Below are 18,235 nucleotides of genomic sequence, written 5' to 3' on the forward strand. Positions count from 1 at the left end.
GGCAATTCCTATCACTACCCCCTGAAACCTCAACTGCGAATTATGGAATTTCTACCCAATCAGGCGAGTTTTCTCTGCTTGATCTTCGTAATGGCGCTTTAGACGTTGCAGGGCGATGCGCAACACGATCTTCCCGGAACGCGCCGACCACCCCATGCGTTTTTCGGCTAATTCGAGCCCCTCAAGGTAACAGCAGCACCGCAGTGCCACGTCGCTTAACCCCGGTCCCAGATCCGACAGGGCACGTTCAACCCGAGCGCGCGCGTCTGACGATCCCTGGCCTGCATACGTTCCATTTGCGAAACTTCCCCGCCCCCCGGCCGTTAGAAAGTGATCCCAGTTTTGGGCAACCTGCGGACCGATCTGCGACAGTTCAAAGTCTTCGCGCAGCCGTTCGCCAGCGCCGACCAGAGTTTCGTCGAGAAAGGGCTTTCCGTCCTTGTCCCGCCTGCGCGCCAACGCAATCAGCGGACTTTCGGCAGCACTGTACCGAATACGTCTGGCGCCGTGCGACGACCTGTCCTGTCTTTGTTCGCCATGCGCCTGAAACGGCGATTGCGCCTCGGCCATGCCGAACTCGTTTCTGGCGCGGGCTTTGTTCTCGGCCTCGGCGATCAGTTGGCTTAAGGCCGACCGCCCGGAGGAAGAGATGCGATACCGGGAAATACGTCCGGGATTTTCGCAGGATATCCAATCATTCAGAGCCAGCGCTTGTGCAATCGTGCAATCGACGACCGCAGTTCTTGCGGTCCCGCTGTCGCCGGTGTCCCGAACGACCACAGCCTTGTCCATCTCTTCCGCCACAGCCAGAACCGCGCCGGTTTCGCAAAGGCGTCGCAGTATTCTAAGAGCTTCGCGGTTAAACTCATCGTCCTTGCTTGCTGCATCGTTAGCCTGAATCCCCAAAGGCTCGTTCAGGGACCCAGCACGCCCCTGTTGATCCGTGAAATGGTCCTCTGCCAGCGCTTGCAGAGCAGCATCCACCAATGGATCGTCCCGGCGCATTTCAATACGTCGGATCTGTCTGAGTATGGTTGACGCATGGCACCCCACGGATCGCGCGATGTCGCGGATCGATTGACCGGTTTCGGTATGCGCCAGGTATCTCTGCGCCCCTTCAGGCACCCACGCCGGAATGGTGAAAGCCATGTTTTCTTGCATAGTTACTTGCCCTCGTCGACAAAACAATCGGTTCTCAATCGCCCCCGGTGAATGTGTTAACCAATTCTAACTAGAGCCGCTTTCGTTACTCGTTCGTTAACCGGGGCAGACAACAACCAGATTTGATTCAAAATCATAAACACTCATGAAGTCAGAGTTCGGAGGGAACCCACACAAGGCAACACTCGCTTAAGTTGTGTGACAAATGGCTATCTTCTGTTCAACCAAGGGATCAACGAAATGCAGGACCTGATGACCATGATTACAACGCTCCGCCGCCCACGCCTGTTGGCTCGGGCCGCAAAAATTGGGGCGCAGGAGTATGATCGGGACCGGCATCTTCAACGTGTTCTGGGATACGGATCACTGCCCGGCACAGGGTCTGCATTGGTTCGTCTGTTGGAATTGGAACGAGAGGTAAACGCCCAAAGACTGGACGAAGACGCCGCCTATTCGCTGGTCCGCCATCTGGACCTGCTGATTGCGCTATTGGGCGAGGCGCAACTGTTCAAAGCCAGTCGCGCCACGCAGTATCAATGATCAGGTGAAGGCATCCGGCATGGATGCTTTCTTTTCCGCCACGTATGCGTTCAATGCTTCGTTGACGGCGGGGTCGAGTTGCGGTTGTTGGTAGTTGGCCAGCAGATGCTCGACCCGCGACGTGGCCAGTTGACGTGTGTCGCGCCCGCCTTCGTCTTCCCAAGTCTCAAAGGGTTTGTAATCCAGAACCTCGGACTTCCAGAACGCTTCTTTAAAATTCGCCTGCGTGTGGGCACAGCCCAGATAGTGACCGCCCGGGCCAACTTCGCGGATCGCATCCATCGCCTGCGCGTTTTCATCATAGGCCACGCCCTTGGCCAGACCGTGCAGAACGCCCAACTGGTCGGCATCCATGACGAACTTTTCGAAGTCTGCAACAAGACCGCCTTCAAGCCAGCCGCAGGAGTGCAGCATGAAGTTCACGCCAGCCATTAGCCCCATGTTCAACGAGTTTGCGGTCTCATAAGCCGCCTGTGCATCAGGCAATTTCGAGCCGCAGAACGACCCGGCCGAGCGGAACGGCAGGTTCAGACGTCGCGCCAGCTGGCCCGCACCGTAGGTAACCATCGAAGCCTCGGGCGTACCAAATGTCGGCGCGCCAGAGTTCATATCGATCGATGACACAAAGGCACCGAAAATCGCTGGCGCACCCGGACGGATGATCTGGCTATACGCGACACCAGCCAGAACTTCGGCCAGAACCTGCGTTAATGTCCCTGCAATCGAAACCGGCGCCATCGCACCACCCACGATAAAGGGCGAGATGATGCAGGCCTGATTGTTCTTCGCATAAACTTCCAGCGCGCCCATCATCACGTCGTCGAAGGTCATCGGCGAGTTGATGTTGGTCAGCGAGGTCATCACTGTGTTTTCCTGAACGAACTCTTTGCCGAACAGAATCTCACACATCTCAACCGAATCCTGCGCACGGCTGGGATCGGTGACCGAGCCCATGAACGGCTTGTCCGACAAGGTCATGTGCGCCATCAGCATGTCCAGGTGACGCTTGTTCACCGGAATATCTGTCGGCTCGCACACGGTCCCGCCCGAATGGTGCAACCACTTGGACATATACGCCAGTTTCACGAACTTGTTGAAATCTTCCATGTTCGCATAGCGACGGCCACCTTGTGCGTCCCGCACAAAGGGTGGGCCGTACACCGGGGCCAGAACCAGATTGCGGCCACCGATGACAACCGATTTCTCGGGGTTACGGGCATGCTGCGTGAATTCGCTGGGCGCGGTTTTGATCAGCTGACGTGCCAGACCACGCGGAATGCGGACGCGTTCACCATCGACATCGGCGCCAACATCTTTCCAGCGCTGCAACGCGGCTGGGTTGTCGACAAAGTTCACGCCGACTTCGGCCAGAATGGTCTCCGCATTGGTTTCGATGATTTCCAACGCTTCTTCGTTGAGAACCTCGAAGTTCGGAATATTCCGTTCGATGTATTTCGCCGTTTCGATGCGAACCGCGGTACGTTCGGCCCGGCGGGCGGCGCCACCGCCACCTCTTGCCCGACGCCGGGTGTTTGCCTCTGCCATGAGAAGATCCCGTCTATTGGTTGGTTTGATCAGTTTGTTACAGCAAGCATTTGGGGCAATGCATCTAATTTACGGCGCTATAGGGGGAAAAGCGACATCTGCATAAACCAAAACCGTCAGGCACTTGCTCTGGTCACTCAAGTTCCTTCTCCATCAGGATGGTCTTTCCGCTCACCTCTTTCTCGTGCCACCCCAAGTAGAGGTACATGGAGACTGTCGCTTGCATCAATTTGTGCGTTCGCAACCTGAGCTTAGTGGCGCCCGTTCCGTTGGCTTCTTGTTCAGCTAATTCGATCAACCGCCTCGCCAACCCTGCCCCTTGTGCCTTGGGCGAGACGGCAAGGTTAAAGATCATCATCGCAGAATCGACCCTGTCGAAAACAATAAACCCGACGATGTCTTCATCCTTCGTGGCAACCCAGGCCTGATGCGCGGCGATGTCGTCGCCAACGCCGTCCGTGACATCGGGCAGATCAGGAATATCGCGCAATGCCTCCGCATAGGCCACCGCAATGCAGGTTGTGACCGCTTCGGTATCAGCAGCACTTGCGCGGCGTAGTACGATCTCGGGCATCTCGCGCTCTTTCTGTTTTATCCTGAGGCTCAATTGCACAAATGACGTCATAGCGCTTGCACATGCAAGCCTTGCGACCTAATAGCCAACCATGACCCAAGACACCCATGACCGCCTTCTGATCATCGACTTCGGCAGCCAGGTTACGCAGCTTATTGCGCGCCGCCTACGCGAGCTGAATGTCTATTGCGAAATCCACCCATATCAAAAAGTCACGATGGACTTTGTGCGGGAAATGGCCCCCAAGGCCGTGATATTCTCGGGCGGTCCTGACAGCGTGACACGTGAGGGTTCGCCCCGTGTACCGCAAGAGATATTTGACTACGGCGTTCCAATCCTTGGTATCTGTTACGGCCAACAGGTGATGATGCACCAGCTGGGCGGCAAAGTTGAAAGCGGACACGGCACGGCCGAGTTCGGGCGTGCGTTTGTCACCCCGCAGGCAAAGCTGGATATTTTGGAAGGCTGGTTTTCGGACGGTGACGAGCAGGTCTGGATGAGCCACGGCGACCATGTCAGCGAAATCGCGCCCGGCTTCACCGTTTACGGCACCTCACCCAACGCGCCTTATGCGATTACAGCGGACAGCGACCGTCATTTCTACGCGGTTCAGTTCCACCCCGAGGTGCACCACACCCCGAAGGGTGCAAAGCTGTATGAAAATTTCGTCAAACTTGCCGGGTTCAAGGGCGATTGGACCATGGGTGCCTATCGCGAACAAATGATCGAAAAGATCCGCGAGCAGGTCGGCGACAAAAAGGTCATTTGCGGTCTGTCCGGTGGTGTCGACAGCTCGGTCGCGGCGATCCTGATCCACGAGGCAATCGGCGATCAGCTGACCTGTGTATTCGTGGACCATGGCTTGCTTCGCAAGAACGAGGCCGAAGAAGTCGTCGGCATGTTCCGCGATAATTACAACATCCAGCTGATCCACGCGAACGAAAGCGATCTGTTCCTTGGTGAACTCGAAGGTCAAAGCGACCCCGAGACCAAGCGCAAGATTATCGGCAAGCTGTTCATCGACGTGTTCCAGAAACACGCTGACACCATCGATGGTGCAGAGTTTCTGGCGCAAGGCACGCTGTATCCGGACGTCATTGAATCGGTGTCCTTCTCGGGCGGCCCCTCGGTCACGATCAAATCGCACCACAACGTTGGCGGACTGCCAGAGAAAATGGGCCTGAAACTGGTCGAACCATTGCGCGAGCTGTTCAAGGACGAGGTTCGCGCCCTAGGCCGCGAACTGGGCCTGCCGCAGAGCTTTATTGGCCGCCACCCCTTCCCCGGTCCCGGTCTGGCGATTCGCTGCCCCGGTGAGATCACCCGCGAAAAGCTGGATATCCTGCGCGAAGCGGATGCGGTCTATATCGACCAGATTCGCAAGCACGGTCTGTACGATGACATCTGGCAAGCCTTTGTTGCCATCCTGCCCGTGCGTACTGTTGGCGTCATGGGCGACGGGCGCACTTATGACTACGCTTGCGCCCTGCGTGCGGTGACATCGGTGGATGGTATGACGGCTGACTATTATCCATTCAGCCACGAATTCCTAGGCGAAACGGCTACGCGGATCATCAACGAAGTCAAGGGCATCAATCGCTGTACCTATGACATCACCTCGAAACCTCCGGGCACGATTGAGTGGGAATAGACGCCAGTTTGTGTCAATTGTGCGCGTTGAGAACACTTAATCCACTTTCATCAGCGAGGGGCCTTCATGACGAACACCCATTTCTGGATATTGCGAAAGGTCCTGAAACGTGCGTCGAAAGCGTCACTGGAACAGGTCAAAACCTACCGGATTCTGGGTGAAACTTATGGCCAATACAATTCCATAGAAAACTGGGACTGCCGCGATGGTGAGGGCCGTGAAATCCCGTGGTACACATATCCGGCCATCGAATACCTGGACAGCTTCGATCTGAACGGCGTTCGCGTTCTGGAATATGGCAGCGGGAACTCTTCGATCTACTATCTGAATGCAGGTGCAGAGGTAACGTCGGTCGAAAACGACAAAGGCTGGTTTGACAAGATTTCTGCTTCTCTCGCCGACAAACCGCATTTCACCTATTTCTTCGAGCGGGAAGAAGCGCAATATGTTGAACGCGATGAAATACGAAATGCCGATATCGTCGTCATCGATGGGCGCTATCGCAACGCCTGCGCCAGATTTGTTCGGGAACAGTTCCAGCAGAAACGGATAGATCCGACAATGATTGTGTTCGACAATTCGGACAGGCACCCGGACTGCATCGCCTTGCTGGACGAGGCCACAGGCTGGAACAGATGCGATTTTAACGGCTTCGGCCCGATAAATTCCTATACATGGACCACATCGGCCTATCTCAATCCATCGCGGCAACTGCCGAGAAAGAAACCTTTGGCCCCTATAGGTGGGCTGGGCATTCTGAGCGCCGACGACAGCTAGGACGCTGCGGATGCGATGCCGCCGACACACGATAGGATGGGCGTTGTGAAAATACTCAACAAGATCAGAAATTCGGTTTCAAAGCATCTCAACCCACAAAATACCAGATATTATGGGCTGAACGCTCTGGATCAGAAGCTTGAGCCCTATCTGGATTTCGACAACGGTTCCTTTGTGGAACTCGGGGCCAATGACGGCGTCACGCAATCCAACACCTACTATTTCGAGAAAGAGCGGGGATGGCAGGGTGTCCTGATCGAACCGGCACCGCATAACTTCCTTAAATGTTTCTCTCTACGCGGAAGTCGGAGCAAGGTTTTTTGCAATGCCTGCGTCGAATTCGGATTTCCCGATCGTCTGATCGAGATGGTTTACGCAAACCTGATGAGCGTCAGTGTCGGACAGGAATTAGCCCTTGCGGATCGAAGCGAGCATTTAAAGAATGCCCAGCTACATATGAAAGAAACCGAGGTCAGTTTCTCTTTCGGCGCGGTCGCGCGCCCGCTCAACGAAATTCTCATCGAGGCTGAAGCCCCCAGCAGAATAAACCTGCTGTCTCTGGATGTCGAAGGGGCGGAACTGAATGTTCTGAAGGGGATTGATCATGACCGGTTTCGCTTTGATTTTATGTTGATCGAGTGCCGGGACCTGGATCGACTGCAGGGATTTCTGGGCTCCGTTGGCTACAAATTGGAAACCGCCCTGAACCAGCAGGACTATCTTTTCCGCAACAACCGATAGGCTCAATCCATGCTCTTACGTCTAACGCGGAATTTGCCCGACCGGAGCCGGCGTCTGGCCATCACGCCCGGTTGTGTTCAGGTATTACCGTTTTGACGCGCTCACCGAGTCATCTAGTCAAAGCCGCACTTTGGATGACAGGGGCAATTGCCTCATTTTCAGCTATGGCAATCGCTGGCCGTGAACTGAGCGTGACCCACGACACGTTCGAAATCATGTTCTACCGCAGCCTCGTCGGCATCTGCGTGGTCGCCCTGATCCTGACTCTGACTCGAAAGTGGCACCAGGTTTCGACCGAACGGATCGGCTTGCACGGCATCCGGAACGTATTGCATTTCACCGGGCAAAACCTCTGGTTCTATGCGGTCAGCGTCATTCCGTTGGCACAGGTGTTTGCGCTGGAGTTTACCCAGCCCATATGGGTCATACTGCTGTCTCCACTTCTATTGAAAGAGCGCCTGACGACCGTGCGCATGTTATCGGCGCTGATCGGATTTGCCGGAATTCTACTGGTCGCCCGGCCGGGCACCGTGCCTCTCAGTGCAGGTGTGATGACCGCTGCTATGTCCGCTATTTTCTTCGCCTTAACAACGATATCGACAAAGTCCCTCACTCGTTTTGCCAGCATCGGATGCATCATGTTCTGGCTGACAGTAATGCAAGCCGTGCTGGGGCTGGTCGCATCGGGTATCGACGGACAAATCACCCTGCCCTCGGCAAGCACAGCTCCGTTTTTGTTACTGGTGGGACTGGCCGGGCTGCTGGCGCACTACTGCATCACAAACGCGCTTGCCATCGCCCCGGCAACCGTGGTGGTGCCGTTTGACTTTGCCCGCCTACCCACAATCGCCGTCGTCGGCATGGTTCTGTATCACGAACCGCTGGACCAATGGACCCTATTAGGCGCTGCGGTAATTTTCGCAGGTATCTTCCTAAACGTTCACGCCGAGAATCGTAACAGTTTGGCAACACCTCTACGCGACACTCAACACAAGTAACGCACGGTCACCAGTTGACGATAAGGTAAAGCTCAAGAAAATAACGAGCACCACAATGCAGGTCAGCCCGCACCACAGTTCAACAGGCGCTGACCTTCAGGAGACCTAGAGGGAGGAACTAATGAAAAAAGCGCTTCTACAGGCGTGTGCGGTATGCGTTGGCGCAACCGGTGCTTACGCAGGCGGTCTTGATCGCAGCGGCCAAGGCGTCAACATTCTATTTGAGGAGGGTTCTGTCGTGCAGTTCCGTTTGGGTTATGCAAACCCCGACGTGAGCGGCGAACAGAACGGTGTTGATTCCGGAAACATCGCCAAAAGCTTTTGGACACCACACCTGGCATACAAACATTCGTTTACCGATCGGTTGGACTTTGCGCTCATCTACGACGAGCCGTACGGTGCCGATGTTGAGTATCCATCGAACTATCCGCTCTCGCAGAACCCCGCAGCCGCTGCCGGCGGTCGCACCGACGTTCTGCGCGCAAAGGCAGATGTTGACGCGATCACTGCTCTGGTGCGTTACAAGTTTGACGGCGGCTTCAGCGCCATCGGCGGCATTCGCGCCCAGCGGGCCAAGGCAAACGTCGCTGTTCCGGTTGTTGCCGGATATGAATTTGAATCCGGTTCTGAGATCGACTTCGGCTATGTTGTCGGTGTCGCCTGGGAACGCCCTGACATCGCCGCGCGCGTTGCTTTGACCTACAACTCAAAAATCACGCACGATTTCGACTCGACAGAATCCATCAATCGCGTCCCCCCCATCCCGGCGGCGCTTGTGACTGCACAGACCGAAACCGAAGTTGTGACGCCTCAATCGGTGAATCTGGACTTCCAGACCGGTGTGGCACCAAAAACGCTGCTGTTCGGCTCGATCCGCTGGGTTGACTGGCCACAGACAGTTCTGGCACCGCCGGTTTATACTGCCGCTGCGCAACAGAACCTGGTTGATTACGCGGACGACACCTTCACCTACACACTGGGTCTTGGCTACAAGTTCACCGAAGAGTTTTCTGGCGCGATCTCTGCGGGCTATGAAACGTCCTCGGGTTCTGCTGTTTCGAACCTCGGCCCCACCGACGGTTTCTGGAGCCTTGGCGTAGGTGGTACATACTCCTTCGAGCAGGCTCAGATTTCTGGCGGCATCCGCTATACCGACATCGGAGACGCGACCACCACAACAGGTGGCGAATTCTCGGGCAACTCGGCATGGAGCGTCGGCCTTCAGCTCACTTACACGCTGAACTGATCCCGCCGACCGAACCAACTACAAAAACCCCGCCACTTTCGGCGGGGTTTTTCTTTGCGCAAGTTTCGGGTCGAACATCGCCTTGGGGAATGCGAGAACGGGCTATGGAACCTCAAAAACACCTGTCTCCAAGGGCTTGGGCCGAACTGTTGCTTCTGGGCGTGATCTGGGGCGCATCCTTTATCTCGATCCGCGTCGCATTGGACACGATCCCCGTCATGACCTCGGTTCTGCACCGCGTATTCTGGGCGATGCTGGCGTTGTGGATCGTTGTCTGGGTTAAAAAGCTGAGTGTTCCTACCAGTCCGCGCATCTGGGGCGCATTCCTGATGATGGGGTTGTTGAACAATGCCATCCCATTCTCGCTTATGGCTTGGGGGCAGCTTTACATCGAAACTGGCCTGACCTCGATCCTGAATGCAGCAACCGCCGTCTTCGGCGTCCTGATCGCCGCTATGTTTTTCAAGGACGAGAGGTTGACCCTTGCTCGTGGTGTGGGCGTCGGTCTGGGGTTTCTGGGTGTAGCAATTGCAATTGGCCTCAAGAATTTCGCGACTTTCAACCTTCAAAGCGTTGCCCAACTGGCAATCATCGCAGGAACAGTTTCTTACGCGTTGGCCAGCGCCTGGGCCAGAATCAAGTTGTCTGGCTTGTCTCCCATAGTTGCCGCAGCTGGCATGCTGACCGGCTCAACCATTCTAATTTTGCCTGTTTCCCTCGTGGTCGACGGGCTTCCCGTTTTGAACTTGCCGGCGATCTCGTGGGCGGCCATTGCCTATTACGCCCTGATCGCAACAGCCGGAGCGTACTTGCTGTACTACCGCGTTCTTGCCATGGCCGGGGCCGGAAACCTGATGTTAGTAACGCTTGTCATACCGCCAGTCGCCATCGTTTTAGGCACACTGGTGCGCGACGAAACCTTACCGCCGCAGGCCTTTTTGGGCTTTGCCGTGCTGGCGATCGGGTTGTTGATTCTGAACTGGTCCCGCTCACGTGATTGACGCCGCCCCCTGCCCGTTTTAGCTAGGTCAGAAAAAGGGACAGCGGACAATGATCTACAGCTCGGCAAAGGACTGGCGCGAAGCGGCCCGGAAAAAAGTGCTGTTCTTCGGCATGTCTGGGCTGGGTAAGACCTATGTGTCGAACGTGCTGCGCGATTCCGGGGACTGGTTCCACTACTCGATCGACTACCGCATCGGCACCCGGTACATGGGCGAATACATCATCGACAACGCCAAGGCCGAGGCGATGAAAGTTCCATTCCTGCGCGACCTGTTGCTGTCGGATTCGATCTATATCGGCTCAAATATCTCGTTCGAAAACCTGACACCGGTTGCGACCTATCTGGGCAAACCGGGCAACCCGGCGCACGGCGGGCTTGAGCTTACTGAATATCGTCGTAGGCAGGAACAGTTCCGCCTTGCTGAGATCCACGCCCTGTTGGACACCGAGTATTTCATCGACCGCGCCAAGCGTTTGTATCAATACCCGAACTTCATCTGTGATACCGGCGGGTCAATTTGCGAATGGGTCGATCCTGAGGACCCGGCTGATCATGTCTTGTCCGAGCTGTCCCGCCAAACCTTGATGATCTGGATTAAGGGCGATGAGGATCACACTGCAGAACTGATCCGCCGTTTCGATAAGGCCCCCAAGCCGATGTCCTATCAGGCAGAGTTTCTGACCCGGGTCTGGGACGAATACCTCACCGAACATGGTTACGCACCCGAGGACGTCGACCCGGACGCCTTTATCCGCTGGACCTATGCCCGTGCCTTGGCCCACCGCCAACCGCGCTATCAGGCCATGGCGGACAATTGGGGTGTCACAGTCACCGCTGATGACATGCACAAGGTCCGCGATGCGGGTGATTTCGATGAGTTGATCGAACGCACCCTTGAGACCCGGACAAACCGGGCTTAATTACCGCCTCTACACAGTAACTCCAAAGGCTTGCACCTAATGCCGATCAAGATCCCTTCCGACCTGCCCGCTTACGACGTTCTCACCAAAGAGGGCGTCATGGTCATGGCTGCGGATCAGGCAATGCGTCAGGACATCCGCCCCTTGCGGATCGGATTGCTGAATCTGATGCCCAAGAAGATTCAGACCGAAAACCAGTTCGCGCGTCTGATTGGTGCCACGCCTCTGCAGATCGACCTGTCGCTGATCCGCATGACCGAACATCGCACCAGGAACACCGCCGCCGATCACATGGCCGAGTTCTACCAACCGTTCCAAGAGGTAAAGGATCAGAAATTCGACGGCCTGATCATCACGGGCGCGCCGATCGAGCATCTGGAGTTCGATGACGTCACCTATTGGGACGAGATGACCGAAGTATTCGAATGGACTCAGACGAACGTCCATTCCACCTTTGGCGTTTGCTGGGGTGGAATGGCGATGATCAACCATTTCCACGGCATCGACAAACAGGCGCTCGATGCCAAGGCGTTTGGTTGCTATCGGCACCAGAATCTGGCTCCTTCTTCCCCGTTTTTACGCGGTTTTTCTGATGATTGCGTGATCCCTGTCAGCCGCTGGACCACAATGAACCAATCTGAGATCAACAGCGCGCCTGGCCTGACGACATTGTTGGGCAGCGATGAGGTCGGCCCCTGTCTGGTCGAGGACCCCTCGCATCGTGCGATCTATATCTTTAACCATTTCGAATATGACAGTGATACGTTGAAGCAGGAATATGATCGCGATGTCTCGAACGGGACCCCCATCAACGTGCCGATGAACTACTATCCAGACGACGATCCATCACAACCGCCGCAAAACCGATGGCGCAGCCATGCGCATCTGCTGTACGGCAACTGGATCAATGAGATTTACCAGTCCACACCGTTCAACATGGAAGACGTTGGTCATTAAAGTTTTGATATTCCTTGGCCTCGTTTTATCGGGTCTGATCCTGCTGACCGTCTGGCGCGCAGCACAGAACGAAGCTGCGGCTGAGGCTCGTTTCCCTCCTGAGGGTGAAATGGTGATGGTCGACGGTATCGCCGTCCATGCGGTGGTCATGGGCGACGGCCCCAATGTGGTTCTGATCCACGGGTCCAGCGGTAACACCCGTGACATGACTTTTTCTCTTGCACCGATCTTGGCCGAGAACTTCCGTGTGATCGTATTCGACCGACCCGGTCTGGGCTATAGCGACAGCTTCAATTCGGACGGCGAAACCATTGAAGAACAAGCGTTAATCCTGCAAAAGGCTGCAGCCCAATTAGGGGCCGAAAAACCTATTGTTGCGGGGCAAAGCTATGGCGGGTCCGTATCGCTGGCTTGGGCGGTCACCCGGCCCGACAACATTTCTGCCCTTGTTTTGATCGCACCGGCTGCGATCCCGTGGGAGACGCCTCTGGATAGCTTCAACAAGCTAGCGTCGACTGAGGCAGGCAATACGCTGGCCCTGCCCCTGATCACCGCATTTGTCCCTGAATGGTACGTGGAACAAGCGCTGGACGAGGTCTTTGCCCCGCAGACGGCACCCGAAGGATATTCACAGCATTTCGGCCCCGGCCTGACAATGCGGCGTGCCTCGATGCATGCCAATGCCAAGCAGCGGGCCAATCTGTTGGACGAGGTCCGCGCCCTGCAACCCCGCTATGGCGAAATTTCCGTACCGACAGAGGTCGTCCACGGAACGGCTGACACCACTGTCAAATTTGCATGGCATGCAGAACAACTGGTCGACCAAATCCCTGACGCGGAACTGATCGAGCTTCCGGATATTGGTCACATGCCGCAGGTTGTGGCCGCCCCCGAGGTTGCTTCAGCAATCGATCGCGCCGCCGAGCGAGCGGGTTTGCGTTAAACTGCCAGCTAATCCATAGTAGGATATGGATTTTATGGCGAGGTAGCTAATGGCCCGTTCGGACAAAGGTTCCATTGAAATGTATTTCCGCAAGGACGCCCCGAAAGAGGTGCGATCAGCCATTGAAAACGCCAAGAAAGACGACATCCTGAACCTGACCTATCCTTACGAAGAAAGAATGAAGCGTAAGGATTACGAAAAAGAAATGGATTTGCTGCAGATCGAGTTGGTCAAAATGCAATCCTGGGTCAGGGAAACGGGCAACCGCGTCGCGATCATTTTCGAAGGCCGCGATGCCGCCGGAAAAGGCGGTACAATCAAGCGCTTTCGCGAGAACCTAAATCCGCGCGGCGCCCGCAACGTGGCGCTGAGCAAACCCTCCGACACCGAACGCAGCCAATGGTACTTCCAACGTTACGTTCAACACCTGCCTGCGGCAGGCGAAATCGTGTTCTTTGACCGCAGCTGGTACAACCGCGGTGTGGTCGAAAACGTCTTTGGTTTTTGCGAACCCGAAGAACGCGAACGTTTTTTCAGGCAAGTTCTGCCGCTTGAAACCGGACTGGTGAATGACGGGATCAAACTGTTCAAATTCTGGCTTAACGTCGGGCGCGCGGAACAACTCAACCGCTTTCTGGCACGTGAGACAGATCCGCTAAAGCAATGGAAACTCAGCCCAATCGACATTGCGGGGCTTGGTAAGTGGGACGAGTACACGCAATCGATCTCGGAAACTCTGACCCGCAGTCACTCAGACCTTTGCCCTTGGACCATCATTCGCTCAGACGACAAAAAACGCGCCCGCATCGCGGCAATACGAACTGTTTTGCACGCGCTGGAATATGATGAAAAAGACAAGAAGGCTATTGGCAAGATCGATCCACTGATTTGCGGCGGACCCGAGGTGTTGGAAGCGTGATGACATTTTCGCGCTCCATTGATGCCAGGGGTTGGACGAACCGGCAGACGTGGATTATGTCTTGGTTCCCCAGAACTTAAACAAAAAGGCTCATGACACAGGCATGGCGAAACGCGGGTATCACCACGGCAATCTCAAGCAAGCCCTGATCGAGGCCGCCCTGTCGCTGATCGAAGAAAAAGGTCCAACAGGCTTTACCCTTTCCGAGGCCGCAAAGACCGCGGGTGTAACGCCTGCAGCGGTATACAGGCACTTTCAGGGACGCGAGGACCTGATTGCCGAGGCTGCCCGGCAGGGTTTCGAGATGTTTGCCGACTTGATGCAGTATGCCTACGACACGGGCCAACCCTCGGCCCTTGCTGCATTTGAGGCAACCGGTCGGGCTTATCTAGCTTTTGCCCGCAAGCACCCTGGTCACTACATCGCCATGTTCGAAAGCGGGATTTCCGTTAACCGAACGCCTGAATTGGCGCTGGCCGCGAACCGGGCCAAGAGCGTCCTGGAGAAAGCGGCTGCAGACCTTTCTCAGCATATCCCCCCCGAAAAACGCCCGCCCGCGTCAATGTTCAGTGCTCATATCTGGGCCATGAGCCATGGCGTTGTTGAGCTTTATGCCCGAAACACAGGTGCCAGCTCTCCATTCCCGCCAGAGGATCTGTTGGAAAGTGGCATTGGAATATATTTGCGGGGTTTAGGTCTGGTTCCGCAGGACGATTGAGGTTCGAGCTAGAACCTGGGCCTTGGTGCCGGAACACTAAGGCCCGAGGTGACGTTAATCAGATCCATCTGCCCCATGCCCTTGATATCCACCGGCCCAATATCCGAGACCTGGAACTCGTCAATCAACGCGTATTTCATCTCTTCCGGGGCGACAATATTCATTGGGTTTGCAAAGACTTGCAGGCGTGAAGCAATGTTCACGGCTGGACCAAACACATCGTAGACGTATTTCTGAATACCCACGACCGAGCCGACAGCCGGCCCCATTCCCAGACCGATCCGAGCCTGCCATTTATGCGGATGGCTTTCGTTGCGCCGTTCGAGATATCGCAAGAACCGGACCGCACAATGGGCCACGGCCGTCGCATGATCCGGCGTTGCGTCCGGCATACCGGAAACCGCCAGATAAGCGTCCCCGATAGTCTTGATCCGTTCGCACCCATATTGTTCGACGATCCTGTCGAAGGCAGTGAAAACATCGTTCAACTCGCTGAGTGTCACAGTCGGGTCGGTCTTTGCCGCAAAATCCGTAAAGCCCACAAAATCCAGCATCACGACCGAGACCTGATCGTAGAGCTGCGGCGTAACGACACCAAAAGTCTTGAACTCTTCGTACACAGCGCGTGGCATGAGGTTCAACAGCAGCCGTTCGACCCGCTCTTTCTCGCGTTCCAATTCGCGCGTATTACGCTCGACCATGGTCGAATAACTGTCGATCATGCTCTCAAGCTCGCGAATGCGGGTGATGTTCTGAAATTCGACCACCAGCACCTGTTCGGAAAGGCCGTTGGCCAAGGACACTGCGACTGCGAATATCAGCGTCCGGCGCTTGGGCTTGACCTGCAGCTCGGCCGAATAGCGCAGGCCGGATTGCTTGACGTCTTCAAGCTCTTTTGGATCAAGGTCGGGGAAGTAATCCAAGAGGGTCTGACCTTCAGTCGGTGCCCCAAACCACTCGGTAAATGGGCCGTTGTGAAACACGAAACCCAAATCCGAAGCCCGCACAACAGCGACGCCGACACCGATCGCGCGGAGCAGCTGTTCGTTTATGGCCAGAATACTCATGCGGCGTCGCGTGCCACGATGATGGCTCGTTTTGACTCGATGGCATCAAGGGCAATTTTTATATGCGCGTCTTCCATTCCATGCATCGACAGAGCCTCGCTAAAAAGCGCGGCCATCTCGTCAAAATCTGCGTGAGAGATGTTCAGGTGACGATGAACCGCCTCGATCCTGTCATCGCTAAAGGATGCAGGTCCACCAACCAGGGACGAAACAAACTTGGTCTGATGATCAATTAACCGGGGCATATCAATGTCTTCGAAATGACCGCCGATCTGATCGGACTCCAACGCCATTTCGTAAAAGGTCATCACGATCCGCGAGATCGTTTTGAAGCCACCGTATCTTTCGTAAATAGTTTGCCCCACGACACATAACCCAAACGTTATTCACCACTAACGTCACGAGGTTATATCATATTGACAGTTTTGTTAACGCTTATGACGCGGATGCACTGCGGGTCGACCATTTTGGTGGCGTGGTGAGACTTGAATTCACACGCTCAGATCGTCGGCGCAGGGGATGAACCCGACGTATCCCCCCTGTTCCAGCAATCGCGTCTGGCCCCCCACGCGCCAATACAACTTGCGCCGCGCCGCGACCAATTCCCGCCGAAGGCGGAACCAAAGCGGCCCCTTATCCAGCCCGCTGTTGGTTTTCTGGTCTAGGGATCGTTCGCTGACCTTCACCTCTTCGACCGTGTGATTTTGCTGTTTCGACCAGATCATCTGCACCCCAACAGCCGGAAAGCACTGATACATCCGCCAATCCGACCGTGGGATGGAGACGAAATCATCCAGGTGATCCGAATACTTTTCGGACCAATTCAGCAGTTTCTGGCAGGCCCGCTGAGAAAGCACATAGGCGGCCGCACTCGGGGCCATCTCCAACATGGGCCGGACGGTAACCCCTGCGATATGCGTCTCTGGCCCAAAACGAAGAGATTTGGGGGAATAGTCCAGCTTCACCATGTCAAAGGCATCTGGGTCCGCCATCAGTGTTGAAATCACAGATCCTGCCTGGATGGACATTTCGACGTCATCTTCGAAAATGGCCACCGCTTGCAGGTTTTGATCCACGACCGCCTGCCATACCGCGCGATGGCTTTCGAAACAGGCGATTTCGCTTTGCGTCAATCCCCAGCGACTGCCCGATCCGGCAACATAGCCGCTGGTGTCCACAACTCCGGGTTTCTGGGCATCCGTCGCGCCAAACCGGGTGGCACCCACCAAGCCTGCATGATTGAACTGCGCTTCCATGAAGTCACGGCGCACTGGGACCCGATCCAGATTGATAAAAAAGGCACCCGTCTCTGGTGGCAGTTCGTGACGTCCCACGGTGTTTCCTTTCAAGCGGTTACGCCAGATACACACTGGCAAGGCGGACAATCAAGTCCGCGCTTGAGCAATATGTATCCGGTTTCGCCTATCCTGAATTAGAAGTCCCGATTAAGCTGCGCTGGGAAAACAATAAACAGGATTCTTGCAATGACGTCTCATGGATATTCCGGCGGTCGCCTGAACCTGCCGTTTGTGGGCATATCGACCTTTGGCAAAGCTCCGTACGTTGCGGATTGGGATCAAATCGATGCTGACGTCGCCGTCATGGGTGCGCCTTTTGATTTCGGAACTCAGTGGCGATCCGGCGCTCGGTTTGGACCGCGTGCGGTGCGCGAAGCGTCAACTCTGTTCAGCTTCGGCCATGCCGGCGCATATGACCACGAGGATGATGCCACTTACTTGGATGGCTCGGTCCGGATGGTCGATATCGGCGACGCGGATATCATCCACACCAAAACCGAGGAAAGCCACGCCAACATCCAGTTCGGTGTTGAAAAGATGCTGCACGCAGGCGCCCTGCCCGTCACCATCGGCGGCGATCACTCGGTCAATATTCCCTGCATCAACGCCTTCGAAAACGATTGCGAGAAAAACGGGCCTATCCACGTCGTGCAAATTGATGCGCATCTGGATTTCGTGGACGAACGGCATGGCGTGACCGCCGGACACGGCAACCCCATGCGGCGCGCAATTGAAAAGCCATACGTTTCGGGCATGACGCAACTGGGCATACGGAACGTGTCGTCAACCGCCAAAGAAGGATATGAGGACGCCCGCGCCCGCGGGTCGGACATTTTGTCCGTACGGCAGGTGCGCGAGCTTGGTACAGTTGGTGTGTTGGCGCGCATCCCGGAAGGCGCCCGGTATTATGTCACGATTGATATCGACGCATTCTGCCCGTCCATCGCCTCTGGCACTGGCACGCCCAGCCACGGCGGGTTCCAGTACTATGATGTCTTGGAGATAATTCAGGGGCTTGCAAAACGCGGAGACGTAGTCGGGATCGACCTTGTCGAAGTGGCTCCGAATTACGACCCGACCGAAAGCACGCAGATATTGGCGGCTCAGGTTCTGCTGAACTTCATCGGGTTCATCTTTCACGAACGTGGCAAGAAGGGCTGATCGCCCTTCCTGCCAA

The 18,235-nt window shown here is 55.7% G+C and carries 19 protein-coding genes; 13 read left to right on the forward strand and 6 right to left on the reverse strand.

The window, feature by feature from the left end:
• Window positions 1-51 precede the first annotated feature (51 nt).
• Window positions 52-1,161: a DUF6456 domain-containing protein gene (locus AC2FJE_RS01915; protein ID WP_496760545.1), complete on the reverse strand. Its 1,110-nt coding sequence runs from the start codon at window positions 1,159-1,161 to the stop codon at window positions 52-54.
• Between the two features lie 240 nt (window positions 1,162-1,401).
• Here AC2FJE_RS01915 and AC2FJE_RS01920 point away from each other — a divergent pair, with 240 nt between their 5' ends.
• The gene (locus AC2FJE_RS01920; RefSeq protein ID WP_496760547.1) at window positions 1,402-1,701 is read left to right on the forward strand and encodes a DUF6477 family protein; all 300 of its coding nucleotides are present in this window, start codon (window positions 1,402-1,404) and stop codon (window positions 1,699-1,701) included.
• Here AC2FJE_RS01920 and AC2FJE_RS01925 read toward each other — a convergent pair whose 3' ends face one another.
• Both AC2FJE_RS01925 and AC2FJE_RS01930 read right to left on the reverse strand, forming a co-directional pair.
• Window positions 1,702-3,246 (reverse strand): trimethylamine methyltransferase family protein, encoded by a 1,545-nt coding sequence (locus AC2FJE_RS01925; protein ID WP_058271464.1) that lies wholly within the window; start codon window positions 3,244-3,246, stop codon window positions 1,702-1,704.
• 133 nt (window positions 3,247-3,379) lie between these two features.
• On the reverse strand, window positions 3,380-3,820 hold the full coding sequence (locus AC2FJE_RS01930) for a GNAT family N-acetyltransferase (protein ID WP_496760549.1): 441 nt from the start codon (window positions 3,818-3,820) through the stop codon (window positions 3,380-3,382).
• Window positions 3,821-3,911: 91 nt separating this feature from the next.
• Between AC2FJE_RS01930 and guaA the strand changes: the two genes are divergently transcribed.
• The 11 genes from guaA to AC2FJE_RS01985 all read left to right on the forward strand — a co-directional run bounded on the left by guaA (window position 3,912) and on the right by AC2FJE_RS01985 (window position 14,693).
• A complete protein-coding gene (gene guaA / locus AC2FJE_RS01935) occupies window positions 3,912-5,471 on the forward strand; it encodes a glutamine-hydrolyzing GMP synthase (RefSeq protein ID WP_058277790.1) in 1,560 nt (519 codons plus the stop codon).
• Between the two features lie 66 nt (window positions 5,472-5,537).
• Window positions 5,538-6,248, forward strand: coding sequence for a hypothetical protein (locus AC2FJE_RS01940; protein WP_496695299.1), 711 nt, complete (start codon window positions 5,538-5,540; stop codon window positions 6,246-6,248).
• A 45-nt stretch (window positions 6,249-6,293) separates the two neighbouring features.
• The gene (locus tag AC2FJE_RS01945) at window positions 6,294-6,989 is read left to right on the forward strand and encodes an FkbM family methyltransferase (RefSeq protein ID WP_496760552.1); all 696 of its coding nucleotides are present in this window, start codon (window positions 6,294-6,296) and stop codon (window positions 6,987-6,989) included.
• A 92-nt stretch (window positions 6,990-7,081) separates the two neighbouring features.
• Complete coding sequence (locus tag AC2FJE_RS01950) at window positions 7,082-7,987, forward strand: DMT family transporter (protein WP_496760555.1); 906 nt, start codon at window positions 7,082-7,084, stop codon at window positions 7,985-7,987.
• A gap of 121 nt (window positions 7,988-8,108) precedes the next feature.
• Entirely contained in the window at window positions 8,109-9,233 is a 1,125-nt protein-coding gene (locus AC2FJE_RS01955; RefSeq protein ID WP_282168419.1) for an OmpP1/FadL family transporter, read from the forward strand.
• Window positions 9,234-9,337: 104 nt separating this feature from the next.
• Window positions 9,338-10,234 carry a DMT family transporter gene (locus tag AC2FJE_RS01960; protein WP_496754756.1) on the forward strand — a complete coding sequence of 299 codons (897 nt, stop codon included), beginning with the start codon at window positions 9,338-9,340 and terminating at the stop codon, window positions 10,232-10,234.
• A gap of 49 nt (window positions 10,235-10,283) precedes the next feature.
• Window positions 10,284-11,156, forward strand: a complete 873-nt coding sequence (locus AC2FJE_RS01965; RefSeq protein ID WP_496722546.1) for an ATPase — start codon at window positions 10,284-10,286, stop codon at window positions 11,154-11,156.
• A gap of 39 nt (window positions 11,157-11,195) precedes the next feature.
• Entirely contained in the window at window positions 11,196-12,113 is a 918-nt protein-coding gene (metA, locus tag AC2FJE_RS01970) for a homoserine O-acetyltransferase MetA (protein ID WP_058271457.1), read from the forward strand.
• Window positions 12,064-13,056 carry an alpha/beta fold hydrolase gene (locus AC2FJE_RS01975; protein ID WP_496753844.1) on the forward strand — a complete coding sequence of 331 codons (993 nt, stop codon included), beginning with the start codon at window positions 12,064-12,066 and terminating at the stop codon, window positions 13,054-13,056. Before metA ends, AC2FJE_RS01975 begins: the two co-directional genes overlap by 50 nt.
• A gap of 49 nt (window positions 13,057-13,105) precedes the next feature.
• A complete protein-coding gene (gene ppk2 / locus AC2FJE_RS01980; RefSeq protein ID WP_496753842.1) occupies window positions 13,106-13,975 on the forward strand; it encodes a polyphosphate kinase 2 in 870 nt (289 codons plus the stop codon).
• Between the two features lie 103 nt (window positions 13,976-14,078).
• Window positions 14,079-14,693, forward strand: coding sequence for a TetR/AcrR family transcriptional regulator (locus AC2FJE_RS01985; protein ID WP_058271885.1), 615 nt, complete (start codon window positions 14,079-14,081; stop codon window positions 14,691-14,693).
• 8 nt (window positions 14,694-14,701) lie between these two features.
• Here the strand turns inward: AC2FJE_RS01985 and AC2FJE_RS01990 are convergent, their stop codons facing one another.
• The 3 genes from AC2FJE_RS01990 to AC2FJE_RS02000 all read right to left on the reverse strand — a co-directional run bounded on the left by AC2FJE_RS01990 (window position 14,702) and on the right by AC2FJE_RS02000 (window position 17,094).
• A complete protein-coding gene (locus AC2FJE_RS01990) occupies window positions 14,702-15,760 on the reverse strand; it encodes an adenylate/guanylate cyclase domain-containing protein (RefSeq protein ID WP_496753839.1) in 1,059 nt (352 codons plus the stop codon).
• Window positions 15,757-16,125, reverse strand: a complete 369-nt coding sequence (locus AC2FJE_RS01995) for a group I truncated hemoglobin (protein ID WP_199913459.1) — start codon at window positions 16,123-16,125, stop codon at window positions 15,757-15,759. Before AC2FJE_RS01995 ends, AC2FJE_RS01990 begins: the two co-directional genes overlap by 4 nt.
• 126 nt (window positions 16,126-16,251) lie before the next feature.
• On the reverse strand, window positions 16,252-17,094 hold the full coding sequence (locus AC2FJE_RS02000; protein ID WP_496760558.1) for a glycosyltransferase family 25 protein: 843 nt from the start codon (window positions 17,092-17,094) through the stop codon (window positions 16,252-16,254).
• A 150-nt stretch (window positions 17,095-17,244) separates the two neighbouring features.
• On the opposite strand from AC2FJE_RS02000, the gene speB reads away from it, so the two are divergent.
• The gene (gene speB, locus AC2FJE_RS02005) at window positions 17,245-18,219 is read left to right on the forward strand and encodes an agmatinase (RefSeq protein WP_496753833.1); all 975 of its coding nucleotides are present in this window, start codon (window positions 17,245-17,247) and stop codon (window positions 18,217-18,219) included.
• Window positions 18,220-18,235 lie beyond the last annotated feature (16 nt).

The organism is Ruegeria sp. CDSC002, assembly GCF_059610905.1.